The organism is Candidatus Latescibacter sp. IFSED24, from assembly GCF_058273205.1.
The window spans coordinates 1,892,807-1,918,888 of the sequence record NZ_CM177850.1 but is presented as its reverse complement, the minus strand read 5'-3'; the positions used below and the strand labels follow the sequence as shown (position 1 = coordinate 1,918,888).

Below are 26,082 nucleotides of genomic sequence, written 5' to 3'. Positions count from 1 at the left end.
ACGGGCCTGGGCCATCGCTCAGGCCCGCTTTTTTCGCCGGGTCCTGCTCAGGACGGTGGCGCTCGCCGCAACCAGGCCGCCGCCCAGTGCGATCCAGGTCGCGATTCCTTGGCGCTCCTCTAGTTCCACGGTCTGCGACCCGTCGCCCACGACCACGTAGCCGGCCCAGTGGAAGGGGTGGGCGGTGGCCTCCTCGGCGCGGAAGCGGCGCTGGGTCTCGAGGAGAGCCTCGGCCACGGTCCGCCCCTCGGCCAGCGCCGAATAGAACCGGCGGCTGAAGAGCGCGGCGTCGCGATCGTTCACCGGCCAGAGCGTGGCCAGCACCGTGGGCACCCCGGCGGACAGGAACCCCGACGCCAGCCCCAGCATGCCCTCGCCCGAGCAGAGTGCGCCGGTGGCGCTGCTACAACTGGTCAGGACGGCGAGTCGGGCATTGAGATGGAGATCGGCCACCTGGCCGGCGGGCAGCCGGACTGGACTCTCGGGCAGGCCGAAGATCAGGGCGCTGTTCCAGGGGCGTTGTTCGTCGATGACCGCGTGGGCCGCCACGTGCAGCAGGTCGTAATCGGCCAGGTCCCGACCGCCGAAGGGTGTGACGGCGCTGGAGTCGCGCACGGTTTCGACATTCCGGAAATGCCGCGCCAGCCAGGCGACCTCGGCGGTGGCCCCGGTCAGGGGACGCCCCTGGCCGTCGGTCAGTCCGGCTGCGGCGAGGATGCGGACCGAGGCATGCGCCGGTGGTGGCGGGCGCAGGCGCAAGTTGGCCAGGAACGTGGCCGAAGGCGTGCGCACCACGGGCAGATCCCGATCCTGGAGCAGTACGGACAGCGGCAGGCGATGCAGTTCGCCGTCGGGGGACCAGCAGACGGTGCGCACGGTGGCGAGCATCCCGGCCATGTCGACCGGTGGCAAGGTGGTCTGGTCGTGATCCAGGAGGGTGGCGGCCAGCCGCTGGAGCCTGGCCAGCGGAACCGTGGTCTGCGACGCGCCCACCAGCCCCTGGATCGCGTCGAGTACGTTGGCCGTGGCCTCGCGTCCGCGCAGCGGCTGGGCCAGCAGCGTATCGCGCGTGGCCAGGTAGAGCAGGCCGTGCCGCTCGCCGAGGTAGGCGTCGAGGAAGATCTCGCCCGGTTGCAGCACCCGGATCTGCAGATCCCGCAGGGTGACCGGTCGCGGATCGGCCAGCTCACGCCCGGGGCCGAGCGATCGTTCGAGCAGGGTGCGGGCCTTGAAGTGCTGGAGGAGGTCGAAGCTGCGGGTCAGGCGCACCGCCAGGTCCACCGAGTCGGGATGGTCGATGGTCAGCTCGGCCAGCGATTCGAACAGCCGGCGCGCGCTGGCGCTGCGCCGCTCGCGCCAGATCGGATCGTCGGGCAGTGTGCGCGACGACTCCCAGAGGTGGAGCGCGGTCTGGAGGGTGCGCCGGGCGGCGATGGGGTCGCCGGCCAGCAGTTGCGCCTCGCCGGCCTGGCTCAGCAGCGTGATGCGCTGGGGCACCAGTCCGCTCTCCTCGGCACGGCGTGCCGCGGTGCCGAGGATCCGGGCGGCGAGCGCGGCCTCGCCGGCCTGGAGCGCCAGGTCGCCCCGGACCAGTGCCACCTCGGTGTGCATGTGCAGGTCGGTGACGGCCGTGGGCAGGCCGGCCGCGCGAGCGGCCTCGACCCGGGCAGTCGCGAGGCTGTCCTGCGCCGCCAGGGCGCGTGCCAGGGTCAGCCGCAACTGGATGGCGTAGCGCGGGCGGGTGGCTGCGGACAGGGCAAGACCCTCGCGGCAGGTCCGCGCAGCCAGCGCGGGGCGATCCTGCTCGAGCTGCACGATGGCCAGGTGTTCGAGCACGCCGGGCAGGATATCCAGATAGCCCTCCTGGCGGCATTCAGCGATGAGCGCTTCCAGCGTGCCCGCCGCCTGGTCGAGGCGGCCGAGCATCAGCTGGCAGCGGGCGATGTTCATGGTCGCGGGCAAGGCCTCGCGCGGGTTGTTCAGACGCAGCTGCAACTCCCGCGCCTGCTCGTAGCCGGCCAGCGCCTCGCCGAAACGTCCCAGCACTTCCAGCAGCCCGGCGTGATTGTTCAGGACCGCCGCCTCGACGGCGGACATGCCGTAGTGCCGGCTGTCGCGCAGGGTGCTGGTGAAGACGGTGTCGGCCGCGGCGAGCCGGCCGGTGTTCCAGTAGGTGAGTCCCAGGCCGTTGCTGCTCCAGAGGACGGAGAAGGTGTCTCTGGCAGCCTTGGCGAACTCGTGGCCCGAGGTGTAGAGCGACTCCGCCGCGGCATATTGACCGTGCAGCCAGCGATCCCAGGCGACGCCGATGCTGCCCCGACCTGCATAGTACGGATCGTCGAGCAGCTCGCCGATGGTCAGGAGCTGCTCGTAGCATGTGGTGGAAGCGGCCTGCTGTCCGCCGTACTCCAGCGCCTGGGCGAGCCAGAGCAGCGACCGGCCCACCGAGGCGCTGTCGCCGAGGGCGCGCGCCAGGGTCAGCGCCTCGCGGAGGTCGTCGATGGCCGCGGGGTCGTGCTTGTACCAGACCAGGGACCCGCCACGCATACCCAGCAGACGCATGACGAAAGCCGAGTCGCCGGCGGCGCGAGCGGCGGGCAGGAGCGCAGCCACGCGGGCGGACAGCGAATCGGCGCCCAGCGTCCGATGCACCTGACGCAGGCTGTCGAGGGTGGCTTGCTGATGCGCGGGGAAGGCGTGCTGGGCTGCCGCAGACCCGACGAGGAGCAGGAGGCAGAGGGCGACCAGGCCGAGACCTGATCGCCCACGCCGCGGTCGCCCGGATCGTCGCTTCATGCCCCCCATGAATCGCATGGTGTCCAATGCATTCTGGTGCTAGAGCCAACCCATGGTCTGCCAGAGGCGGGTGGCGGTCTCCTGCATGGTCCGCGGCGGGATCGGGGGACCGTCGCCGTTGCGGTAGACCGTCTTGCCGCCCACCCAGACCGAGCCGATGTCCCAGGGATGAAAGTCGTAGAGCAGGTGGCTCAGCCAGGTGCTGGTGGTCAGCGGCGTCTTCTGGAAGTTGTCGAGCACGATGAAGTCGGCGGGTGCGCCGGCGCGGAGGCTGCCGAACGACTCGCCGAAGGTGCGCCGGGCCAGACGGTAGCCGCCGAACCAGAACTTGGCGGCCGCCTCGAGATCCAGGTCCGGCGGCGAGGCCTCGCGGCCGCGGAAGTAGGTGGTGCGCAGCTCGCCCCACATGTTCTCGTCGAGGGCGTTGGTGCCCAGCGCCACGTGCTCGCCCCAGCCGCGCAGGCTGGCGCGGCCGATGCTGCTGTTCATGTTGGAGCGTCCGCAGTGGATGAGCCAGGCGCCGGCCTGGTCCACCCGCGCCAGCTCGCCCTCGTTGAGGTCGACCCCATGGGCCAGCACCGAGCCCTCGCGGATCAGGCCGGCGGCCATGAGCCGGTCCACCGGATCGGCCCAGCCGCGGGTGCGGCAGATCTCGCGGTCCTCGGGGCTCTCGCCCACGTGCAAGTGGGTGGGAGAGCCGTAGCGGTCGCAGAGCTGGGCCAGGAAGCCCAGGGTGCGGTCCTCGAGCGTGAAGCTCGCGTGGGCGCCCACCATGGTCCGGAACTGGGCGACGCAACCGTCGGGTGTCTCCTTGCGACGGGCCAGATAGCGCTCGGTCTCCTCGAGGGCCGTGTCGCGGAGGCCCTTGCCGCCGCGGTCGGTGACCTCGTAGCAGAGGTTGGCCCGCAGGCCCACGGTCTCGATGGCGCGCTCGACCTCGTCGAGCGAGCCGCGCACGTAGCTCAGGCTCGAGTGGTTGTCGAAGATGATGGTTGTGCCGCTGCGCACCGCGTCCCAGGCGCCGGCCACCGCGCTGAGGAAGACCGCATCCTTGTCGAGGTGCTTGTCCAGGTTCCACCAGACCTCGCTGAGGTGCTGCTTGTAGTCCGAGGGCTGGCGCGGCGGCTGAGGCGCGCCCGCGGTCAGCGACATGTACAGGTGCATGTGGCCGTTGACGTTGCCGGGCAGAACGGTGGCGCCGTTGAGCTCCACCACCTCCTCGTCGGCCTCGGGCTCGAGGTCCAGCCCGCGTTCGGCGATGCGGCACGCACGGATCCGCAGGTCCACGTCCTCCACCAGGGGGTCGGGCTGGCCGTCGAGTTCGGCCGGGAAGTAGTCCAGCACCCGCCCGCCCTTGATGAGCAGGCGTCGCTCGATGTTGCCCCCCTCGGGGATCCTGTTGTCGTTCAAGGCGGCTCCTTTCCTGGCGATGTCGAGGCTGCGGTGATCTTGACAGGGCCAAATTAAGAAAACTCTGGCCCTCCGCTCGCCTGCACTATACATCCTTGAGGGCGAAGGGAGTAGCGCGATGACGATGCTCGAGCTGATCGGCCTGACTCGCCGCTTCGACGACCTCACCGCGGTCGACCATCTGGACCTCGCCGTGCCCGCCGGCGTGCTCGTGGGACTCCTGGGCGCCAACGGCGCCGGCAAGACCACCACCCTGAACATGCTCACCACGCTGCTCGCCCCCAGCGAGGGCACCGCGCGCGTGGCCGGCCACGACATCCGCACCGAGGTCATGGCCGTGCGCCGCAGCCTGGGCTACGTCCCCGAGCACGGCGCGGTCTACGAGGGCCTCTCGGCGCACGAGTACCTCGAGCTGGCAGCCGCGCTCCACGACCTCGATCCCGCCGTGGGCCTGCGCCGCGCCGAGCGCCTGCTCGCCCATTTCGAGCTGGGCGACGTCCTCGACGACCGCCTCGCCAGCTTCTCCAAGGGCATGCGCCGCAAGGTCCTGGTCACCGCCGCGCTCCTCCACGACCCGCCGGTCCTGTTCCTCGACGAGCCCATGGACGGCCTCGACGTGGCCAGCCAGCGCCGCCTGGCCGACCTGCTCGGCGACCTCGCCGATCAGGGCAAGACCGTGCTCTACTCGAGCCACGTGCTGCAGCAGGTCGAGGAGATCTGCCAGCACCTGGTGCTGATCCACGAGGGGCGGCTGCTCTGGCAGGGGGCCGTGGCCGATCTGCGCCGCGAGCACCGGGGCGCCCCGCTCACCGACATCTTCCTCGCCATGACCCACCAGGACGGCGCGCGGCATGCCTCCTGGGCCGACCTCCTGGGCGAGGGCGCCTGATGTCGCGCTGGCTCGCCCCGCTGATCCGGCTCGCCGGGGCCGATCCCGTGCGGGTGGTCGCTTTGGCGCGCGGCCTGCACCGCGAGGCCCGCGGCCAGCTCGTCCTGCACCACGAACGCGAGGGTCGCCGTGGTTTGACGCCCGACGCCGGGCGCATCCTCGTCCTGATCATCCTGGCGCTCCTGTCGGTGGCCGCGGCCGTGGGCGTGGCCGTGCTGCGCGACCGGCCGCTCCTGGCGACCATGCTCCTGGTGTTGGTGCAGGGCGGCGCAGTGTTCATGCGCACCGCCGGCGAGGTGGCGCCGCTGGTGCTGGGCAGCGAGGACCGGCGCCTGCTGGGCTGGTGGCCGGTGAGCGAGCGCGAACTGCTGGTGGCCCGGGGCGGACTCCTGCTGGCCAACGTGCTCGAGGCCACCGCCGCGGGCTGCGCCATCCCGCTGATCGCGCTGCTGGTGTCGGGCCGTCCGCCGCTCTTGCCCTTCGCGGGCACGCTGGTGGCGCTGCTGCTGCACGCGGTGACCCTGGCGGCGGTGATGCTGCTGTTGGTGCAGGGCCTCGGCCGCGCCGTGGGTCGCCGACGCGCCCGGCGCCTGGTGGAGGTGCTGGGCACCACGCTGCTGATCATCGTCCTGAACGTGGGGGTGCGCGCGCTGGCCCCGCTGGCCGAGCGCGTGGACGACCTCTCCCCGTGGACGCTCCTGGCGGTGCCCACCACCTGGTACGGCTCGTGGGGCGCCCTGGCCCGGCCGTCGTGGCCAGTGGCCGCGGGGGCGCTGCTGGCGGTGGCGGCCACGGGAGCGCTGCTGGCGGTGGGGCTCCGGGTGCTGGGCCGGCTGGACGCCGCCGATGACGAGCAACCGGCTCGCAGTCGGCGTCCGGGCCGCGACTGGACCCGTCCGCTGCTGGCCTGGGCTTCGCCCTGGCTACGCGGTCGCGACGGCCTGGCCATGCGCCTGCTCCTGAAGGCGCACCTACGCGAGGACTGGCGCTTCACCAGCTCGATCATGCTGTTGCCGACAGCCCTGCTGGTCTACCTGCTTGTGGTGCGCGGCAACCGGCTCGACCAGCTCCCTGCCGGCCTCGCCGGTGTGGGCCAGGCCGCCACCATGCTGGGGCTGTGGCTGAGCATGCTGGGACTGTCGCTGGGCGGCTCGGCCTCGTGCAGCACCGAGCATCAGGCCGCCTGGCTCATCGGCAGCGGCGTGCTCGACGGGCCGCGCGCGCTCTCGCTCCAGCGCCGCCTGGTGCGCTGCCTGGTGCCCGGCCCCATGCTGGTGCTCGCCACCGCGGGGCTGATCTGGCGCTCGGGCCTGGATCCGCTGCTGGCGCCCCTGGCCATGCTGCCGGCGTGGCTGGGCTTCGAGATCATGTTGGCGTTCGTCCAGTGGGCGGCGCCCTCGGCGCCGTTCAGCCGCGCCTGGCGCCGCGAAGGGCACGGTTTCCGGCACTATTACCTGGTGCTGATCCTGGTCTGGCCGGTGGCCATGGTGCCGGTGTTCCTGCTCTACGGCCGCGGCGCGTGGGGGCCGCCGGCGGTGCTGGCGCTGCAGGCGCTCTTGCTGGCGGGGATGCGGCTGGCGCTTCGGCGGCGGGTGTGGGGACGCGGGGTTTACGGACTGGCGCCGCGGAAGGGATGAAACGGGCGCTTCGGCCAGGGATCAGCGGAGAACGGATTTTTGTCGTCCGCGTTCGCCTATGGTAGAATGCGGCGCCATCAGCTCGTGGATTCCACTACAGGGAGCCTTATAACCTATTGTCAAGGTAGGAGGTAGAGGTCATGCCAAGATTGTCCATGATCGCAGCGCTGGGACTGGTCCTGATCCTGGCTGGCGCCGTCACGGCCTACGACATCACGTTCACCGTGATCGACGGCACCATGTCCTACCAGGCCATCGAGTTCAAGGGGACGCCCACCGACTGGAACACGGTCCCCATGGACGACGCGGACAACGACCACGTCTGGACCCTCACCCTGGACGTGAACCCCGGCGACCACGAATGGGGGGCCATCGAGAACGACGGCTCCGAGTGGGGGATCTGGCTCATCGATGGACCCAACCTGGTCTTCGCGGTGGATGATGAGGGCAACGTCACGGGTCAGACTTCCTACGAGATCGTGGCGCCCGGTGACCTGGTCAGCGTGACCCTGCTCGTGGACATGAGGGAGCAGGAGGTCTCGCCCGCCGGCGTCCATGTCGCCGGGAGTTTCCAGGGCTGGTATCCGGACAGCACCGAGCTGCTCGACCCGGACGGCGACGATGTCTACGAGGTCACGCTGGAGATGGAGGAGTTCTCGGTCCACCAGTACAAGTTCATCAACGGCGACACCTGGGACGGGACGGAGACGGTGCCGGACGAATGCGGCGTGGATGACGGGTTTGGCGGTTTCAACCGCGAACTCACCGTCCCCGCCGCCGAGGAGGGTCCCTATTATCTCGGCGTGGTCTTCGGCGGCTGCGATCCCATCACCGCCGTGGCCGACCATTCCCCGGACGCGGCCCCGGCGCCCGTGACCTCGCTGGCGAACCATCCCAACCCCTTCAACCCGGCCACGCGGATCGTCTTCGAACTGGCCGCGGACCACACGGTCAGCCTCGCCGTCTACGATCTGTCCGGTCGCCTCGTGCAGAGCCTGGTCGACCGGCAACCCTACGCGGCGGGACGGCACGCGATCCAGTGGGACGCCGCGGGTCTGGCCAGCGGGACCTATTTCTACCGGCTGGATCTGGAGGATGGCTCGCTCCTGACGCGGAAGGCGGTCCTGTTGAAGTAGCCGGCAGGAGGCCGACAAGGTCGATCAGGATCGGCAGGATGCCCGGGAACGGAGCGAATCGGCCATGGCTTCATGAGAAGAGCCCCCCTCCCGGCCCGGGAGGGGGGCTCTCGCTGGCCGGCGATCTACTCCTTCTCGGGCAGCAGCTCCGCGCTCCCCTTGAAGATGTTCTTCACCGTGTGCTCGCTCACCACCCAGATGGTGGTGGGGTCGTCCAGGTCCACCATGTAGACGCCGCCGGGGGTCTTGCCCTCGGCCTCGCGCGTGTCGCCGAACGCGAACCGGGCCTCGTCGCCGCTCTCGAACGTCAGGACCAGCGCCCGCGAGTCGTCGCCCAGGCCGTAGGCGTCGAGGCCGGCCGCCGGGTCGACCACGTCCTGGCCGCGCAGGCTCGTGGCGGTGTTGAGCACCTGGTCGGCCTTGGTCTTGACCGCCATGCCCAGCGCCCGGGCGTTCTTACCCAGGAGCCGCCATTCCCACTGGCTGCGGTCGGGGTAGGGCTCGGTGTGCAGCGAGTCGTCCGCGGCCGGTTCGATCATGGCGAAGTCCTTGACCAGGGTCACGGTCTCCTCGCCGCGCAGCGCGATGCGGTCCACATCCTGTCGCTCGGCGCGGTAGGCCTGCAGCTCGAGGAAGTGCCGGCTTGCAGGCGGTTCGGGCTCGCCCCAGATGCCGAGGTTGTTGAGCAGGCTCGTGCTGGTGAGGTAGACCTCGCTGGTGCCGGGGCGCCGGACGAAGTTGCTCATGCCACCCTCGGGCTTGCCGCCGATCTCCAGGGCGAAGAGCTCCTGGCCGGCGAGGTCGAACCCGTGCAGCGTGATGGACGTGCTGTCGGTGAAGCCGTAGTCGGCGAGGACCTCGCGGCTGTCGCTGCGGAACTCGCCGCGCAGGTTGCTCAGCCCGCGCACCAGGGTGTCGATCCGCTGCTGGCTGGCCTCGGCGCCGAACGCCGAGGGGATCAGCCAGTGTTCGGGCCCGTTCTCGAGCACCACCACGTCGGCCTGCTGGCCGTAGTCGATGGTGATGCGCGAGAGATCGGCTGGAGTGAGCTCGCCGGCGATGAGCACCTCGGTGCTCGAGCGGCTGGTGGCGCGCTCGTGGCTCGCCTGCTGCCACACCGCCACCGCGATCAGCACCGCCAGGACGACCCCGAGCGTGATCAGGTTCTTGCGGTTGAGCATCACGACCTCCCCTCGAGGCTGCGGCGGTAGCGCTGGGCGTCGGCGCGGCGACGGGTCATGCGCATGATGCCGAAGATGATGAACAGGACGGGCATGAGCGCCACCACGACCACCTGCCACAGGAGCTTCTCGCCCGTGGACACGGGGCGGATGGTGCGCGCGGTGAGCTGCTTGCTGCGGATGGACAGCAGTTCCTCGCTGCCGGCCAGGAAGTCCACGGCGTTCAGCAGCAGGAGCGCGTTCTGGGCGCCCTGCAGCACGTTGTCGTCGAACATCTTGGCGCAACCCACCAGCAGCAGCTTGGTGGCCGCGGGGGCCAGGGGCGTCATCGCCGCGGGGCCGGCGGGCTCCTCGGGGTTCTCCTCGTCAGCGGCCGCCGCGTCGGCGGGCCACGAGGGCGGACCGGTCTCGCTGAAGGTGTCGGGGAACTCGCCCTCGGCCAGGACCATGAGCGGCTGCTCTCCCTCCATCTCCTTGCCCTCGGGGTCGATCTGGGTGCCGGTGAGCATGCCGGCGCCGAAGTCGGCCGACCAGCTCCGCGCGCTCGAGGAGATGAGCGTGGTGGTGGCGAGTCCGTGCTCGGCCAGCTTGGCCGCGTCGATGGTCACCGGGGTGCCCCAGAGGTAGAGGAGCTGGCCCAGGTGGTTGGTCACCGGCACGTCCTGGTTGATCTGGTCCTGGGTGATGCGGATCTGGATCGGCGCGTCCACCGGCTCGCGCGTCTGCATGCGCAGGCCGCCCAGGTTGACCTCGCGCGGCAGCTCGAGCACCTGGCTGTTCGCGTCGAGGAAGTGGTCCTTGCCGATGCCCAGGCCGAAGCCCGCGAGCAGCTCGTCGAGGCCGCTCTCGCTGGCCTGGCCGTTGATCGTCCAGCCGCCGCGCTGGCCGGGCTGGTATGCGTATTCGTGCGCCTGCACCGCCATCATCACGGGCAGGCCGTTGCTCAGCGCGCGGTTGATCTCCCATGCCTGGCGCTCGTTGAGGCTGGTGGGCCCGAGCACCACGAGCACGTCGCTGTCGGCGGGGATGGGACTCTGCTCGGTGAGGTCGATGGGCACCACGTCGTAGTGCTCCTGGCCCAGGAGCTGCGAGACCATGGCGAACTGGTCCTGCGGCTCGGGCGGCTGCATGCCCTGCTGCAGGTACATCATGGCCAGCTGCTGGTTGACCTCGCGCTTGGGCGCGTAGAGCGCCACCTTGGGGTTGCGCTCGCGGGTCAGCCGGTGGACCGGCGAGATGATCAGCGTCTCCAGGTTGGCCAGGCTCTGGGGGAGGATCCGCGGGACCACTTCCTCGGGCTTGTCCTTGTAGGCGATGGTCAGGCCGCTCCAGATCAGCTTGACGCCGATCTCGTCCTTGTCCACCGACTGCACCTGGAACGGCTGGATGCCCTTCTTGCCCAGTTCCTGCTGCATCTCCTCGTCGTTCTGCGGGTTGTGCACCGAGAACTGGAGCTGGCCGCCGGAGACGCGCTCGTAGTTGCGCAGCTGCTCGGTGATGTCGCGCTCGAGCTTCTTGAACTCGGTGGGCATCTTGTCGACGGGTGTGATGTAGAGCTTCACCTGCACCGGCACCTGGAGCCCCTCGAGGATGGTGGCGGCGGCCGGCGACATGGTGAAGAGCTTGTCGGCGGTCAGGTCGACCCGCGCGCCCGGGATGTGGCCGAGCACCGAGATCAACAGGACCGCCACGGCGGCCAGCAGCACGGTGGCCACGGCGAAGGTGATGCGGAAGTTGCGTCGCTTGTCGCTCATCAGAACTTCCTCCCTTCGAGCCAGAACGCGTTCAGGGCGAGGAAGAGCAAGGTCAGCGCCACGAAGTAGACCACGTCGCCGAGGGCGATCACGCCGCGCAGCATGGGCTCGAAGTGGCTGGTCATGCCCAGGTACTGCTGCAGGAGGCGGCCGAGCCCGTCGAACCAGCCGTCGAACACGGCGGCCACGAAGGTCTGGCCCAGCAGCCACATCATCAGGCAGACCATGACGCCCAGGATGAACGCCGAGATCTGGTCGCGCATCAGCCCGCTGGTGAAGATGCCCACCGAGAGGTAGAGGCCGCCCATGCAGAGCGCGCCCAGGTACCCGCTGAAGACCACCCCGTTGTCGGGGTTACCCAGCACGTTGAGCATGAGGGCGATGGGCAGGGTCCCGGCCAGGGTCACGGCGAAGAACGCCAGCGCGGCCAGGTACTTGCCGAGCATCACTTCGTGGGGCTGCATGGGCAGCGTCATCAGCAGCTCGTAGGTGCCCTGGCGCCGATCCTCGGCCCACAGGCGCATGCTGATGGCGGGGATGAAGAAGGTCAGCAAAAGTGGCAGCGAACCGAAGAAGCCGCGCATGTCGGCCTGGCCCACGAGGAAGAAGTTCAACATGAACATCAGCCCCGTCAGCAGCAGGAAGACGATGATGAAGATGTAGGCGATGGGGCTGTTGAAGTAGCTGGCGAACTCACGCCGGAAGATCACGCTGGTGTTCCGCATGTCAGGCCACCTCCTGGCGCGGCCCGCTGGCGCGGGTCAGGGCGATGAAGGTGTCCTCCAGCGAGTAGCGCGACTCGTGGAGCTCGCTCAACGGCCAGCCGCGCTGGCTGGCGAGGTCGGCCACCGCGCCCACCAGGTCGTGCTGGAACGGTGCGCGCAGCTCGAAGCGGCTGGTGTCCTCAGCCGCGGCGTCGAGCGCCTTCAGGCCGGCCAGCGACGGCAGCTCGCGCAGCGCGCCCTCCACCTCGGCGGCGGGGCGGCGCACCGTCACGAACACCCGGTTGTCGCCCATGGCGCGCTCGGTGAGCTCGGGGATGCGGCCGTCGGCCACGATGCGGCCCTCGTTGATGATGACCACCCGGTCGGTGACGGGGCTCACTTCCTGCAGGATGTGCGTGGAGAAGATGACGGTCTTCTCGCCGGCGAGACTGGCGATGAGCCGGCGGATGCCGATGATCTGCAAGGGGTCGAGGCCGCTGGTGGGCTCGTCGAGGATCAGGATGTCCGGGTCGTGGATCAGCGCCTGGGCCAGGCCAGTCCGCTGCTTGAAACCCTTGGACAGATCCTGGATGCGCTTCTTGTACTCGGTGCGCAGGCCGCAGGCCTCCACGCACCAGTCGAGGCGCTCGCGCAGCAGCGCACCCTCGAGACCGCGGGCGCGGCCCACGAATTCCAGGTACTCGTCCACGTTCATGTCGTGGTACAGCGGATTGTTCTCGGGCAGGTAGCCGATGCGGCTCCGGACCGCGAGGGGCTGCTCCAGGACATCGATCCCACCCACACTCACCTGGCCGCTGTCGGGGGCCAGGAAGGTGGTGATGATCTTCATGGTCGTGCTCTTGCCGGCGCCGTTGGGTCCGAGGAAGCCGAGGATCTTACCTCGCTCCACCGCGAACGACACCCGGTCCAGAGCGACCGTGTTCCCGAAGCGCTTCGTGACGTCGCGCACTTCGATCATCTCCGAAGCTCTCCTTCGTTTCTGACGTTGGTAGTGCTGGGCTAAAATGTCGAAATCCGGTCGCTTGGCACATCGGGACCGGCCGCATAAGATATGCGGAACGGGGAATATACAGCAAATGAACGCGACGGTTCCATGATTATTGGAGGAAACATGCCGCCCCGACCCGGACCCGAGCCCCGCCTCTTCGAATACTCGCTGCCTGGCGGCTGGACCGTCCTCGCCGGCCGCACCGACCGCGACAACGAGTTCCTGAGCCTCAAGGTGGCCAAGGCCAACGACTGGTGGTTCCATGTCAAGGGCCTGCCCGGCAGCCACGTGGTTCTGCGGGTGCCGGCCGGCACCGAGCCCGACCGCGAGACGGTCAAGGCCGCCGCGGCCATCGCCGCCTGGCACTGCAAGAAGCGCGAGGCCCGGATGGTGGCGGTGTCGGCCACGCGGGCGCGTTACGTGAGCAAGGCGCGCGGCGCGCCGCCGGGCACGGTGGAGGTGCGGCGCGAGACCGTCTTCAAGGTCAAGCCCGCGCTGCCCGACCACGACCAAGATCAAGACGGTTGACGAATCGACACGACCTGACACAATTGCCTCGCATGGAACTCGAAGGCTGCCCGGGCGTACAGCCTGGACAGCGTGACACCCGCCGATCCCGCGCCGGCGTCTCGCACATGCTCAAGGAGAAAACAGGATGCAGAAGCTTTTGACCATCGCCCTGGCCCTCGCCCTGGTCGTGGTTCTCGCCGGCTGCGGCGGCAAGACCGTCACCAGGGTGGATTCCGGTGAGCAGATCGACCTCAGCGGCAACTGGAACGACATCGACAGCCAGAACGTGGCCGGCGATCTGGTGCAGCAGATCACCGCCGCCGCCTGGGTCGAGAACCACATCGAGCAATCGGGCAAGAAGCCCGCGGTCATCGTGGGCGTGATCCGCAACAAGACGGTCGAGCACATCCCCATGAAGACCCTGACCGCCGACCTCGAGCGCGCGTTCATCAACAGCGGCCGCGTGCTGGTGGTCGCGAGCCCCGACGAGCGCGAGCAGATCCGCGACGAGCGCGCCGAACAGCAGGACTACGCCACCCAGGAGACCATGGCGCGCTGGGGGCGTGAACATGGCGCCGATTACATGCTCCTCGGCGAGCTGAACACCATCGTCGACCAGGAAGGCAAGTCCGCGGTCAAGTTCTACCAGACCGACACCTACCTGGTGGATCTGGAGAGCAACATCAAGGTCTGGGCCGGCCAGACCAAGACCAAGAAGGTCGTCAGCAACAAGAAGTATCGCGGCTAGGAGGAGCCTCATGACGGCCTCGCCCCGCCGCCTCGCGGCCGTGCTGGTGGCCGGGACCCTCATGGTCCTGGCCACCGGTTGCACCACCTACAGCGCCAAGCTGAAGGACCTGCGTCCCGAGATCGCCGCCGGCTCGTACGACGAGGCGCTGCTCACCGTGGAGAAGGAGACCGGCAGCAAGGACGTGCTGCTGGCATTCCTCGAACGGGGGGTGATCCTGCACCGGGCCGGTCGTTACCAGGAGAGCAACGAGGCCTTCGCCGCCGCCGAACGCACCGCCGACGAACTCTACGCCCGCAGCATCAGCGAGGGCGCCCTCTCGCTCATCTCCAACGACAACGCCATCAGCTACCGCGCCCGGCCCTTCGAGATGGCCATGGTGCCGTACTTCCGCGCCTTGAACTACCTGCATCTCGGCCTGCGCGATGACGCGGTGGTGGAGGCCCGCAAGACCAGCCTCATGCTCTCGAAGTACATCGACGCCACCATCGCGGGCATCGAGCGCGGCGACACCGACCAGCTCGAGCGCACCAAGAACGACCCCTTCATGCTCTACTTCTCGGGCATGCTCTACGACTGGGACGGCGAGCTCAACGACGCCTTCATCGCCTACCGCAACGCGGCCACCGCCTACCAGGACGTGTCGCGCCTGCTGGGCCTGGAGATCCCGCCGTCGCTGGGCTGGGATCTCGAGCGCGTGAGCCGGCGGCTGGGCTTCTCGGCTGAGCTGGCGCAGCTGCGCACGGTGTGCCCCGATGTCTTCGCCGCCGCCGGTCAGGCGCCCTCGGTGCCGCCTGGGAGCGGCGAGGTCGTGCTGCTGGTGGAGCTGGGCTGGGTGGCGGCCAAGCACGAGGAGCGGCTCGACCTGCCCATCTTCGAATCCGACGCCTACAACGACAACGCCTACTGGGCCTGGGAGCTGACCGCCCGCGCCGGCACCACCTACGCCATCGTCGACGGCTACAAGATCAAGTACTGGCTCACGGTGGCCATCCCGGCCATGGAGCCGCACCCCGCGGCCACGCGCCGGGTCCGGGTCCGCACGGCGGCGTTGCCCGGCGCGGCGGTGGGCTCCCGGGTGCATCAGCCCTCGCGGAACGCGGCCATCACCTTCGAGGCCGAGTACGGCATGATCCTCTTCAAGACCATCCTGCGCGGGCTGACCAAGTACCTCGCCACCCAGGAGGCCAACAAGCAGAACGAGGTGGTGGGCTTCCTGGCCAACCTGCTGGGCGTGGCCACCGAGACCGCCGACACCCGGTCCTGGCTGCTCCTGCCCGACCACGTGCAGCTGGTGCGCCTGCAGCTGCCGGCCGGCGTCCACGACCTCGAGCTGGAGCTGCTCGACGGCAGCGGCCGCCCGCGCGGGACCGTGACCATCCCCGGCGTGACGGTGCGGACCGGCGACTGGACCTTCGTCAATCAGCGGATCTACCCGCGTTGATCCCGGTCAGTGGTGCAGACGCAGCTCGGCGCAGGTCAGGGTGTCGAACGGCGCCCCGGCGAGCTGGCGTCCACGAGCGAGCATCTCGCCGGCGATCCGCTCGCGCTGGCGGGGGCTCAGGTCCCGTGGCCAGGCGGCCAGTTCCGATTCCGCCGCTTCCCGGTGGAGGATCTCGCGATAGAGCCGGCGCAGGAAACCTTCCCAGTCTTCCAGCGGCAACGCGGGGTCAGGCCGCGTGAAGGCGCCGATGCGTTCGGGCCAGGGAGCGGGCAGTTCGGTCCAGTGGTCATTGCCCGGCAACGGCGCCTCGCCAGCCGGCTCCCCATACTTCGTGCGGTATTCCCGGCTGATGTAGAAGCGCCAGGCCAGCACGCCGCGGCGCGCGCTCGCGACGGTGCGCCACCAGCGCTCCTGTTCGTCCAGAGTGGCGGGTCGGCCCGCCGTGGCGGGATAAAGCGCTGCCACGAAGGCCTCGATGCGCTGGCGGCCCGCCGGCTGGTGGGCCGAGACCGTGGCGGCGGCCGCCGCCACGGCCGTGATGGCGCGCTGCCGCACGCAGCCCGGTCCGGCGCGCATGTGGTCGGTCCAGGTGTCGGGCAGCCCCTGGGCGGCGAGGGTGGCGAGCAATCCCATGGACAGCGCCAGGGCGACAAGGGGTCGGCCACGGTCGTGTTCGCGCGCCCAGAACGCCATGCCCCCGCCGGTCAGGAGCATCAGCACCGGGTTGGGCCAGTGGACCAGCGCGAAGAGCAGCGACACCGTGACGATGGCGGGGCCCGGGCTGCCCGGCGCCAGCCGCCGCAGATGGGGCCAGGGCACCGCCAGCAGCAGGAAGAGCTGGATCAGGGCGTAAGCCGGGTAGAGGACCAGCGAGAGCAGCAGCGCCCGAGGATCGGCGAACCCACCGCCCTGGAGGCCGGCCACGAGCACCAGCACCACCAGCAGGCCATGGACCAGGCACCAGAGGCGATCCTCGAACAGCGCCCGGCGCCAGGACCAGCGGGGACCGGGTCGCCAGAGGGCATGCCGCTCGAGCCAGAGGCCTAGGGCGGCCAGGCCCACCAGGATGGCCAGGGCGGTCCAGGTCGGGGAGCCCACCGCGGGCAGCACCAGCCAGGCCACCGCCAGCGGCACCGCGGGCCAGAGCAGCACGGTGGCCAGGTCGCGGCGCACGGCGGGGTCGGGGAGCCGGCGCCAGGCCATCAGGGACAGCGCCAGCGCCAGCACGCCAAGAGCCAGGGGGAAGGCCGCCGGCCAGGTCGACCCCAGTGGCTGTGGCCAGGGCCAGGCCAGGGGCTGCTCGCCCGGACGCAGGCGCCACCACGCGACCAGGCACAGCGCCGCCAGGTTGGTGGCCATGCAGGCGAGCATGACGAGGAATGGACGGCCCGGTTTCATGGCGGGCAGGCTAGCGCAATGCGGTAGTCTGGGCTAGGATTTTCGACTGTTGGCGAAGCGACCGGTCTTGTGGCAAGATGCGGATCATTCCTGAAGAAATCGTCCGCGAAAGTGACAGGTGCTCCAGCATGATCAAGGATCTCGCGACCCTCATCGCCGCCACGCCCGAACTGGCCGCCATGCCGGCCACCAGCGCCCGTCTGCTCCAGCTGCTCGAGGAGCCCGACGCCCCGGTGGACGATCTGGTGGCGGTCATCGAGAAGGATCCCGGCCTGACTGCCAACCTGCTCAAGTTGAGCAACTCGGCCTATTACGGCCTACGGCGCGAGGTGGGCAGCGTGCGCGAAGCGCTGGTGCAGATGGGCAACCGCACCGTGGTGACCCTGGCCTTCGCCGCGAGCATGGGGCGGCTCCTGCAGGTGCCCATGACCGCCTATCGCCTGCCCCGCGGGCAGCTCTGGCGCCACACCCTGGCCGTGGGCCTGCTGGCCACGCGGCTCGTGCCCGCCGACACCGACGCCTCCCGCCGCAACCGCGTCTTCACGGCCGGGGTGATGCACGACATCGGCAAGCTGCTGCTGGACCGTCCGCTGCGCGACTGCCTCGAGCAGTTGCCGCCACATCCGGACTATTCCGGTCTGGTGCTGGCCGAACGCCAGATCCTGGGCTTCGATCACGCCCAGGCCGGCGCGGCGCTGGCCGAGGCCTGGAACTTCCCCGAGGACCTGGTGCAGGTGATCGCCAGCCACCACACCCCGGCGCCGCCGGGCAGCCTCACTGCGGTGGTGCACGCGGCCGACCTGCTGGTCTCGCGTCACGGCCACGACGGCGGCGCGCCCCAGGTCAACGACGAGCAGCTCGCGCTGGCGCTGGCGGCGGCGCAGCTGGCGCCCGAGGACGCCGACCAGATCGGGGGGCAGGCGCTGCGCGATCTCGACGGGCTGCTGGCGCTGCTGGGGGCAGGGTCGTGAAAGTCCTCTTCGTCTGCACCGCCAATTCCTGCCGCAGTCAGATGGCCGAGGCCTGGGCGCGGCACCTCTTCCCCGCCGGCTGGACGGCGGCCAGCGCGGGGCTGCTCACCTATCCCATCAGCCGACGGACCCGCGCCGTCATGGAGGAGGTGGGCCTGAGCCTCGAGGACCATCACTCCAAGTCCATCGACGAGGTCGATCTGGATTCGTTCGACCTGGTGGTGACGCTCAGCGACGAGGCGGGGGCCTACTTGCCCGCCCTCGCGCATCCGTCCCGCCACCGGCCGCGGCCCTTCGCCGATCCCATGGCGGCCAAGGGCGATCCGGAGGAGGTCCGGGAGGCGTTCCGGACAGGCCGGCAGCGGGCGCGCCGTGTGGTGGAGGAGGTCTTGGCGATCCTGACGCCCGGGGCCGCCGATCGAGATGTTTCGAACACCGGCGATGATCCCACCAACTAGTAGCAAACGTTTCCGTTACATCGATTGAGAATGGTTGCCAGGAAACCGCCTGGAGGTTCCCGGAAGGTTGGTGCGGGCGGCGGGATCCCGGACGTGTGATTTTTTCGGGCAGCCGGGCGGCCGTCACAAGTCTGGATTTTCACGGTCTTAACGTGGGTTTGGTTATTGGTTCTCTTTATTCTGGTCGTCATACCCCAAAAACTGGTTGGACGGACCTGGGGTCCTGGGAGATATTGAGGCCCCCAATGGAATGTACTGAGCCCTGCAATGGGACCCAATATGTAGGGGTTTTTTGAGGGCCTCGGTTTTCTGGGACGGAGCCATCAATATCAGTCTTGTCGGCGCTATGCCGGACGCTTTCAAGACGATCGCCGGGCGGATCTCGTGCTGGGCAGTGAGGGAGCGCGCCCCTGCGTGGCGATTCAGGACGAAGGAGCAGAGATATGAAGGAACGTTTCGAGAGCAAGCAACTACGGGTCGACGACGACAATGTCCTGTTCGCGGGTGAAGACCAGCCGGTCCTGGACGCACCGACCACGGAAGCCCCCACGGGAATGCGTTTCGAGCGCCGCCACACCACCCCGGGCCACGACCCCTTCGACAAGGTGAAGTGGGAACTGCGTTCGGCCAGCATCGTCAACGACAAGGGCGCGGTCCTCTTCCAGCAAGATAACGTGGAGATCCCCGCGAGCTGGAGCCAGATGGCCACCAACGTGGTGGTCAGCAAGTATTTCCGCGGCGGCCAGGGCTCGCCGGACCGCGAGCATTCGGTGCGCCAGCTCGTCGGCCGCGTGGTCAACACCATCACCGACTGGGGACTGGCCGACGGCTACTTCGCCTCGGCGGAGGACTGCGACGCCTTCCACGACGAGCTGAAGTACCTCCTGCTGCACCAGCACGCCGCGTTCAACAGTCCGGTGTGGTTCAACGTGGGCGTGGAGAAGAAGCCCCAGTGCTCGGCCTGCTTCATCAACGCGGTGGACGACAGCATGGCCAGCATCCTCGACCTGGCCAAGACCGAGGGGCTGCTCTTCAAGTACGGCAGCGGCACCGGGACCAACCTCTCCACCCTGCGCTCGAGCCGTGAGCGGCTCTCGGCCGGCGGCCAGGCCTCGGGCCCGGTGAGCTTCATGCGCGGCTTCGACGCGTTCGCCGGCGTCATCAAGTCCGGCGGCAAGACCCGTCGCGCCGCCAAGATGGTCATCCTCAATGCCGACCACCCCGACGTGGAGGAGTTCATCGACTGCAAGGTCAACGAGGAACGCAAGGCCTGGGCGCTCATCGACGAGGGCTACGACGGCTCGTTCAACGGCGAGGCCTACAACTCGGTCTTCTTCCAGAACAGCAACAACTCGGTGCGGGTGACCAACGAGTTCATGCGCGCCGTGGTGGAGGACGGGACCTGGACCACCCGCGCGGTGACCGACGGCCGGCCCATGGACACCTACCGCGCGCGCACCCTCATGCGCAAGATCGCCGAGGGCACCCACGTCTGCGGTGATCCGGGCATGCAGTTCGACACCACCATCAACGACTGGCACACCTGCAAGAACACCGATCGCATCCACGCATCCAATCCTTGCAGCGAGTACATGTTCCTGGACAACTCGGCCTGCAACCTGGCCTCGCTGAACCTGATGAAGTTCCGCAAGGCCAGCGGCGAGTTCGACATCGACAGCTTCCGCCACGCCATCAACGTGGTGCTGACGGCGATGGAGATCATCGTCGACAACAGCAGCTACCCGCGTGAGGAGATCACCGAGAACAGCAAGCGCTTCCGGCCGCTGGGCCTGGGCTACGCCAATCTCGGCGCGCTCCTGATGAGCCGCGGCCTGCCCTACGACAGCGACGAGGGCCGCGACTTCGCCGCCGCCATCACCGCGCTGATGTGCGGCCAGGCCTACCTGACCTCGGCCGAGATCGCCAAGGAGACCGGGCCCTTCGCCGGCTACGAGGAGAACCGCGAGCCCATGCTCGAGGTGATCCGCAAGCACCGGGCGGCGCTGAACGGGATCAACCGCAACCGCCTGCCCGAGGAACTCCTGGAGTCCGCCGACGAGGTCTGGCGCAAGGCCTTCGTGGTCGGTCACGATTACGGGTTCCGCAACAGCCAGGTCACGGTGCTCGCGCCCACCGGCACCATCGGCTTCATGATGGATTGCGACACCACCGGCGTGGAGCCCGACATCGCGCTGGTGAAGTACAAGAAGCTGGTGGACGGCGGGCTGATGAAGATCGTCAACCAGACCGTGCCCGAGGCGCTGGAACGGCTCGGCTACGAGGACGAGCAGATCCGCGACATCCTCCAGTACATCGACGAGCAGGAGACCATCGAGGGCGCCCCGCACCTGGCGGCCGAGCACCTGCCGGTCTTCGACTGCGCCTTCAAGCCGGCCAACGGCACCCGTACCATCCAGTACATGGGGCACATCCGCATGATGGCCGCGGTCCAGCCGTTCCTCTCGGGCGCCATCAGCAAGACCGTCAACATGCCCAACGACGTCTCGGTCGACGAGATCATGCAGACCTACGTCGAGTCCTGGAAGCTGGGCCTGAAGGCCGTGGCCATCTACCGCGACGGTTCCAAGCGCCTGCAGCCGCTGAACACCGCCCGGGACAAGGGCGACAGCAAGGACAAGACCGACAAGCTGCTGGCCCCGCCCGAGCCGCACCGGGTCCGTCTGCCCGACGAGCGCCAGGCCGTGACCCACAAGTTCTCCATCGCGGGACACGAGGGCTACATCACCGTCGGTCTCTACCCCAACGGCAAGCCCGGCGAGATGTTCATCAGCATGGCCAAGGAGGGCTCGGTGGTCTCGGGGCTCATGGACAGCTTCGCCACCGCGGTCTCGATCATGCTGCAGTACGGCGTGCCGCTGAAGGTGCTGGTCAACAAGTTCAGCCACATGCGATTCGAGCCCAGCGGCATGACCAGCAATCCCGAGATCCCGCTGGCCAAGTCCGTCATGGACTATATCTTCCGCTGGCTCGACCACAAGTTCGGGGAGCAGGCCCAGCAGCGGCAGCCCGATCAGGCGACCGTGGACCAGGCCAGCGCCGAGGCCGAGCCGGCCATGAAGGCCATGGCGGCGGCGGCCGGGGCTCTCGAGGACAAGGAGCACCGGATCTTCGAGACCCAGGCCGACAGCCCGCCCTGTCCCGAATGCGGGTCGGTGACCGTGCGCAACGGGGCCTGCTACAAGTGCAACAACTGCGGCGCCACCACGGGCTGCAGCTGAGCTGGGGGTCTGGCGAACGGACTCGCGATAAGCCCCCACCGGGCCGACCAGGATGGTCGGCCCGGTTTTTTACCCGACCGGGGCTGGATTCCTGGATCCGGATGTGCCAGGATGCTGCCGACCCCACCGTCCACATGTCAAGGAGGAGAGCTGGACATGGCGAGTCTCCACCCGCGCCGGCACGCAACGGTCGTGCTGGCGAGCCTGGCCCTGGTCATGCTGCTTGCGGCCAGCGCCCCGGCGGCCCCCGACTGGAATCGCCTCGATGATCCCATGCAAGGCGGCATCGGCCTGCACGCCGGCAAGATCGGCGGCACCGGCCTGGCCTTCAAATGGCCGCTGAAGTGGTTCCTGCAGTTCCAGGTGGCCGGCGGCATCTGGCGGAGTTCCACCACGCGCTGGGGGAACATCGGCTTCGAGCTGCAGTACATCCTGCGGCAGGATCCCAAGCTTCGCCTCTACCTGCTGACGGGGCTCGGCTTCTACAACGACCAGGACCGGAAGCGGAACGACGCCGGCCAGGAATACTGGGCCAACGACAAGCAATGGAACACCGGGTTCGGAGTGGGCGCCGAACGCCTGCTGGGGGAGCGGTTCGCCTTCAAACTCGACGTGGATTTCACTTACGGGGACAAGGACGAGTCCATCACGGTCTGGCCGCAGGCCGGCCTGCTCTTCTACTGGTAGAACCATGACCGACCGACGCACCGTCCGGGCCTGGATCCTCTACGACTGGGCCAACAGTGCGTTCGCCTGCACCGTGATGGCCGCGCTCTACCCGCCGTTCTTCCGTACCATCGCCGAGGCCGACGGCCTGGGCCCCGCCGCCGCCACCGCCCGCTGGGGACTGGTGACCGGCGCCGCGCTGCTGATCATCGCCCTCAGCGGCCCCATCTTCGGGGCCCTGGCCGACGCCTCGGGGGCCAAGAAGCGCATCCTGGCCGCGTTCCTGGCGCTCGGCGTGGTGACCACCGCGGGCTTCGCGCTGCTGCCGCAGTCGAACTGGCCGCTGGCCGGCGCGGTCTTCGCGCTGGCCAACCTGGGCTTCGCCGGCTCGATCATCTTCTACGAGTCGCTGCTGCCCCACATCGCCGCGCCGGGCGACCTGGATCGGGTCAGCGCCCAGGGGTACGCCTGGGGCTACGCCGGCGGCGGCCTGCTGCTGATCGTCAACATGCTCTGGGTCACCATGCCCGAGCGGTTCGGCCTGGCGGGGACGGGCGCGGCCGTGAAGGCGAGCTTCGTGAGCGTGGCGGTCTGGTGGGCGGTGTTCTCCATCCCGCTGCTGCGCCGGGTCCCCGAACCGCGGCCCCTGGGCGTGGTCGAGCCCCGGCGGCTCTGGCGCGAGAGCTTCGGCCGCTTGCGGGCCACCTGGCAGGATCTGCGCTCCTACCGTCCGCTCCTGATGCTGCTGGTGGCCTACTGGATCTACAACGACGGCATCGGCACCATCATCAAGATGGCCACGGCCTACGGCGGCGAGATCGGTCTCGAGACATCGCACATGATCCAGGCGCTGGTCCTGACCCAGTTCGTCGCCTTCCCCTGCTCCTGGTTCAGCGGCCGCCTGGCCCGGCGCTTCGGCGCGCGGTCCGTGCTGGTGGCCGGCCTGGCGGTCTACGCGGTGATCTGCGTGCTGGGGTACTTCATGACCACGACCTGGCACTTCTTCCTGCTGGCGGGTCTGGTGGGCACGGTGCAGGGGGGCTGCCAGGCGCTCAGCCGTTCGCTCTTCGGTCGTCTGGTCCCGCGCCACAAGAGCGCCGAGTTCTTCGGCTTCTACTCGACCAGCGGGAAGTTCGCCGGCATCGCCGGTCCCCTGATCTTCGCGGCGGTCAGCCAGCTGACCGGCCAGAGCCGGCTGAGCATCCTGGTGCTGGTGGTGCTGTTCGTGGCGGGAGCCTGGCTCCTGATGCGGGTGGATCTGGACGCGGGGGAGGCCCAGGCGCGGGCGGTGGAGGCGCGCGCGGCCCGCGCGGCCCGCCCGGCCTGAGCGCCGACAGTCAAGTCCTGCGAGGATCATCCGATACCATGGCTGAGGACCGTGCCTGACCCGTCGAGGAGATCCGCATGAAGGCCCAGCGACCGCAGTTCACCAAGGATCCCATGTACCTGCTGCTGCGGGTGGACGACACCCAGGGCTTCAACCTGCGCAAGGAGCAGGGCGGCACCTGTGATCTCCGTCAGGTCGACCTGCGCGGGCTCGACCTGCGCGGACTCGACGCCGAGGGACTGGACTTTACCGGCAGCTACTTCCGCGACAGCGACCTGCGCGGGATCGACTTCTCCGCCGCCTGCCTCGAGGGCTGCAGCTTCTACGGCTGCAAGGTCTCGGGCGCCCTGTTTCCCGCCGAGCTGTCGGCCGAGGAGATCCGGCTCTCGGTGGAACACGGCACGCGCGTGCGCTACCGCCGCTGAAATCCAACTTGATTACTCTGACAACCCGGGCTTTCGTTGGCCGTGGAGGTGATTCATGGCCCGTGCCGCCGTCGACCCCATCCTGCCCACCGGATCCCACCGCCGTCTGACCGCCGCGCTGTCCTTCGTGCTCACGGCGGGCCTGCTCTCGGTGGTGCAGGCCGTGGTGGACAACCCTCTGCTGCTGGCCGAACGCTTCGTTCCCGGCGCCGGTTGGCTCGAGGTGGTCGTGCTGGCCGCCTACGCGGCCTGGCTCGCCGCGGCGCTCCAGCAGCCCGGGCGCTGGGAGCGTCTGCGGCCACGGATCTGGCTGCTGTTCTCGGTGGTGTTCTTCGGCCAGCTCCTGCTGGGCCTGGCCGGGGTCGAGCGATGCCTGATGACCGGGGAGCTCCACCTGCCGGTGCCCGCGATGGTGGCCGCCGGGCCCGTCTACCGGGGCGAGGGCCTGTTCATGCCGATCCTCTTCCTGTCCACCCTCGTGCTGGTGGGCCCGGCCTGGTGCAGCTGGCTGTGCTACATCGGGGCCTGGGACGACCAGGCGGCGCGCCGCCGGCGCCTCCAGCGGCCGTGGTCGCCCCGCCGGCGCGAGGCCCTGCGCCTCGCCCTGCTGGCCCTAGTGGTCGGGGTAGCCTGGTTGTCGCGGCGGTTCGGGGTGGCCACGTCCACGGCGGCCATGCTGGGAGGGGGCTTCGGACTGATCGGAGTGGGGGTGATGGGGATGGTGTCCGCCCGACGCGGCTGGCTGGCGCACTGCACCGCCTACTGTCCGCTGGGCTGGCTGGCGGTGCGCCTGGGACGGCTCTCGCCCTTCCGGCTCCGCCTGACGTCGTCCTGCGTCGCCTGCAGCGCCTGCCGGCCGGTCTGTCGCTATGGTGCGCTGGACAGGCAAGCCTGGCAGGATCAAAAACCACACCTTTCATGTACACTATGTGGCGATTGCCTCGAGACCTGCGGTGCCATCACGCTGCATTTTCCCGGGCTCTCGCCGGCCAACGCCAGACGACTGTTGAGTGTGCTGCTGGTCTCGCTCCACGCCGTGTTCCTGGGCGTGGCGCGGATCTGAAGGACAGGCCATGGATTTCCTCCTCGATTTCGCCCGGGCTTTCTGGCTGGTGACCGCGCAGATGGCGCCCTGGCTGCTGCTGGGGTTCCTGATCGCCGGCCTCCTGTCGGTCTACGTCTCGCCGCGCTGGCTCGAGCGTCATCTCGGCGGGCGCGGCATGGGCCCGGTCTTCAAGGCGGCGCTGCTGGGGGTGCCGCTGCCGCTCTGCTCGTGCGGCGTGATCCCGGTGGCGGCGAGCCTGCGCCGGCACGGCGCCAGTCCGGCCGCCACCACCGCCTTCCTCATCTCCACACCCCAGACCGGGGTCGATTCCATCGCGGTGACCGGCGCGCTGCTGGGGCCGGTGTTCGCGGTGATCCGACCGGTGGCGGCGCTGGCCACCGGCGTCCTCGGCGGCGGGCTGGTCCAGCTGGCCGAGGGCCGCCAGCCGACGGCGATCGACGGCAACGAGGCCGAGGGACCGCCCCGGCGCGGGGATCGCCTGCGCACCGCGCTGCGCTACGGGTTCGAGACGCTGCCCCGCGACATCGGTCGGGCGCTCCTGGTGGGCCTGCTGCTGGCGGCGTTGATCTCGGTGCTGGTGCCCGCGGGCTCGCTCGGACGGTTCCTCGGCGGCGGCGTGGTCCCGGTGCTGGTGCTGATGGCCGTGGGCGTGCCGCTCTATGTCTGCGCCACCGGGTCGGTGCCGCTGGCCGCCGGGTTCATCCATGCCGGGGTCTCGCCCGGCGCGGCCCTGGCGTTCCTCATCGCCGGTCCGGCCACCAACGCGGCCACCCTGACCACCCTGCTCAAGGTCCTGGGCCGCCGCACCACGGCGATCTACCTGGCGACCGTGGCGCTCAGCGCGCTGGGCGTGGGCCTGTTGACCGATGCCCTCGCCGCGGGGCTCGATCTGCAGTTGCCGCTCCTGCACACCGCCCACGATCACGAAGCGATCGGCTGGCTCGGCCACCTCTGGGCCGGCCTGCTGGTGGCCTGTCTGGCCTGGGCCTTTCGACCCCGGGGCCAGTCGGCGGCCTGCGGTTGCGAGGGGGAAACCTGCCCATCGGATGACGAGGAGACGACCATGCAGACGCTCGAACTCGACATCGCCGGAATGAACTGCAGCCACTGCACGGCCAGCGTGGAGCGGGCGCTCGGGGAACAGCCCGGCGTGCGCAGCGTGGCGGTGACCCTGACCCCGGGGCATGCGACCGTCCAGGGCGAGAACCTCGAGTTGGCGGCCCTGACCGCAGCCGTCGCCGCGCTGGGCTACGAGGTCACTCCGGGATAGAGAAGCTGTTCATGGAGCGCACCAAATGTGTTAAAATCATGCCT

21 protein-coding genes are annotated in these 26,082 nt (G+C 69.2%); 14 read left to right on the top strand and 7 right to left on the bottom strand.

The window, feature by feature from the left end:
• Nucleotides 1–18: 18 nt before the first annotated feature.
• Nucleotides 19–2,796 (bottom strand): CHAT domain-containing protein, encoded by a 2,778-nt coding sequence (locus IFSED24_RS07925; RefSeq protein WP_491334678.1) that lies wholly within the window; start codon nt 2,794–2,796, stop codon nt 19–21.
• Between the two features lie 39 nt (nt 2,797–2,835).
• Entirely contained in the window at nt 2,836–4,206 is a 1,371-nt protein-coding gene (locus tag IFSED24_RS07920; RefSeq protein WP_491334677.1) for an amidohydrolase family protein, read from the bottom strand.
• A 118-nt stretch (nt 4,207–4,324) separates the two neighbouring features.
• Here IFSED24_RS07920 and IFSED24_RS07915 point away from each other — a divergent pair, with 118 nt between their 5' ends.
• The 3 genes from IFSED24_RS07915 (at nt 4,325) to IFSED24_RS07905 (ending at nt 7,868) form a co-directional block, all read left to right on the top strand.
• Complete coding sequence (locus IFSED24_RS07915; RefSeq protein ID WP_491334676.1) at nt 4,325–5,095, top strand: ABC transporter ATP-binding protein; 771 nt, start codon at nt 4,325–4,327, stop codon at nt 5,093–5,095.
• Nucleotides 5,095–6,732 (top strand): hypothetical protein, encoded by a 1,638-nt coding sequence (locus tag IFSED24_RS07910; protein WP_491334675.1) that lies wholly within the window; start codon nt 5,095–5,097, stop codon nt 6,730–6,732. Before IFSED24_RS07915 ends, IFSED24_RS07910 begins: the two co-directional genes overlap by 1 nt.
• A gap of 140 nt (nt 6,733–6,872) precedes the next feature.
• Nucleotides 6,873–7,868, top strand: a complete 996-nt coding sequence (locus IFSED24_RS07905) for a T9SS type A sorting domain-containing protein (protein WP_491334674.1) — start codon at nt 6,873–6,875, stop codon at nt 7,866–7,868.
• 125 nt (nt 7,869–7,993) lie between these two features.
• Here IFSED24_RS07905 and IFSED24_RS07900 read toward each other — a convergent pair whose 3' ends face one another.
• The 4 genes from IFSED24_RS07900 to IFSED24_RS07885 are packed head-to-tail and all read right to left on the bottom strand — an operon-like array spanning nt 7,994 to nt 12,486.
• Nucleotides 7,994–9,049, bottom strand: a complete 1,056-nt coding sequence (locus IFSED24_RS07900; protein ID WP_491334673.1) for a DUF4340 domain-containing protein — start codon at nt 9,047–9,049, stop codon at nt 7,994–7,996.
• Nucleotides 9,049–10,803, bottom strand: a complete 1,755-nt coding sequence (locus IFSED24_RS07895) for a GldG family protein (RefSeq protein ID WP_491334672.1) — start codon at nt 10,801–10,803, stop codon at nt 9,049–9,051. Before IFSED24_RS07895 ends, IFSED24_RS07900 begins: the two co-directional genes overlap by 1 nt.
• Nucleotides 10,803–11,528, bottom strand: coding sequence for an ABC transporter permease (locus IFSED24_RS07890; RefSeq protein ID WP_491334671.1), 726 nt, complete (start codon nt 11,526–11,528; stop codon nt 10,803–10,805). Before IFSED24_RS07890 ends, IFSED24_RS07895 begins: the two co-directional genes overlap by 1 nt.
• A 1-nt stretch (nt 11,529) precedes the next feature.
• Nucleotides 11,530–12,486: an ATP-binding cassette domain-containing protein gene (locus IFSED24_RS07885; protein ID WP_491334670.1), complete on the bottom strand. Its 957-nt coding sequence runs from the start codon at nt 12,484–12,486 to the stop codon at nt 11,530–11,532.
• Between the two features lie 153 nt (nt 12,487–12,639).
• On the opposite strand from IFSED24_RS07885, the gene IFSED24_RS07880 reads away from it, so the two are divergent.
• From IFSED24_RS07880 to IFSED24_RS07870, 3 genes are all read left to right on the top strand, one after another.
• On the top strand, nt 12,640–13,044 hold the full coding sequence (locus tag IFSED24_RS07880; RefSeq protein WP_491334669.1) for an NFACT RNA binding domain-containing protein: 405 nt from the start codon (nt 12,640–12,642) through the stop codon (nt 13,042–13,044).
• A 127-nt stretch (nt 13,045–13,171) separates the two neighbouring features.
• Nucleotides 13,172–13,774, top strand: a complete 603-nt coding sequence (locus IFSED24_RS07875; RefSeq protein ID WP_491334668.1) for a penicillin-binding protein activator LpoB — start codon at nt 13,172–13,174, stop codon at nt 13,772–13,774.
• 10 nt (nt 13,775–13,784) lie between these two features.
• Nucleotides 13,785–15,218: a COG3014 family protein gene (locus tag IFSED24_RS07870; RefSeq protein ID WP_491334667.1), complete on the top strand. Its 1,434-nt coding sequence runs from the start codon at nt 13,785–13,787 to the stop codon at nt 15,216–15,218.
• A gap of 6 nt (nt 15,219–15,224) precedes the next feature.
• On the opposite strand, the gene IFSED24_RS07865 is transcribed toward IFSED24_RS07870, so the two are convergent.
• Nucleotides 15,225–16,616 (bottom strand): hypothetical protein, encoded by a 1,392-nt coding sequence (locus tag IFSED24_RS07865; protein ID WP_491334666.1) that lies wholly within the window; start codon nt 16,614–16,616, stop codon nt 15,225–15,227.
• 128 nt (nt 16,617–16,744) lie between these two features.
• On the opposite strand from IFSED24_RS07865, the gene IFSED24_RS07860 reads away from it, so the two are divergent.
• The 8 genes from IFSED24_RS07860 to IFSED24_RS07825 all read left to right on the top strand — a co-directional run bounded on the left by IFSED24_RS07860 (nt 16,745) and on the right by IFSED24_RS07825 (nt 26,038).
• Entirely contained in the window at nt 16,745–17,587 is an 843-nt protein-coding gene (locus IFSED24_RS07860; protein WP_491334665.1) for an HDOD domain-containing protein, read from the top strand.
• Nucleotides 17,584–18,045, top strand: a complete 462-nt coding sequence (locus IFSED24_RS07855; protein WP_491334664.1) for an arsenate reductase ArsC — start codon at nt 17,584–17,586, stop codon at nt 18,043–18,045. The genes IFSED24_RS07860 and IFSED24_RS07855 overlap by 4 nt, the downstream gene beginning before the upstream one ends.
• Before the next feature lie 443 nt (nt 18,046–18,488).
• Nucleotides 18,489–21,284, top strand: coding sequence for a vitamin B12-dependent ribonucleotide reductase (locus IFSED24_RS07850; protein WP_491334663.1), 2,796 nt, complete (start codon nt 18,489–18,491; stop codon nt 21,282–21,284).
• A 156-nt stretch (nt 21,285–21,440) separates the two neighbouring features.
• The gene (locus IFSED24_RS07845; RefSeq protein WP_491334662.1) at nt 21,441–21,971 is read left to right on the top strand and encodes a hypothetical protein; all 531 of its coding nucleotides are present in this window, start codon (nt 21,441–21,443) and stop codon (nt 21,969–21,971) included.
• Nucleotides 21,972–21,975: 4 nt separating this feature from the next.
• Nucleotides 21,976–23,277 carry an MFS transporter gene (locus tag IFSED24_RS07840; RefSeq protein WP_491334661.1) on the top strand — a complete coding sequence of 434 codons (1,302 nt, stop codon included), beginning with the start codon at nt 21,976–21,978 and terminating at the stop codon, nt 23,275–23,277.
• 77 nt (nt 23,278–23,354) lie between these two features.
• Nucleotides 23,355–23,702 carry a pentapeptide repeat-containing protein gene (locus IFSED24_RS07835; protein WP_491334660.1) on the top strand — a complete coding sequence of 116 codons (348 nt, stop codon included), beginning with the start codon at nt 23,355–23,357 and terminating at the stop codon, nt 23,700–23,702.
• Between the two features lie 55 nt (nt 23,703–23,757).
• Nucleotides 23,758–24,765 carry a 4Fe-4S binding protein gene (locus IFSED24_RS07830; protein WP_491334659.1) on the top strand — a complete coding sequence of 336 codons (1,008 nt, stop codon included), beginning with the start codon at nt 23,758–23,760 and terminating at the stop codon, nt 24,763–24,765.
• 10 nt (nt 24,766–24,775) lie between these two features.
• Nucleotides 24,776–26,038 carry a permease gene (locus IFSED24_RS07825; protein ID WP_491334658.1) on the top strand — a complete coding sequence of 421 codons (1,263 nt, stop codon included), beginning with the start codon at nt 24,776–24,778 and terminating at the stop codon, nt 26,036–26,038.
• Nucleotides 26,039–26,082 lie beyond the last annotated feature (44 nt).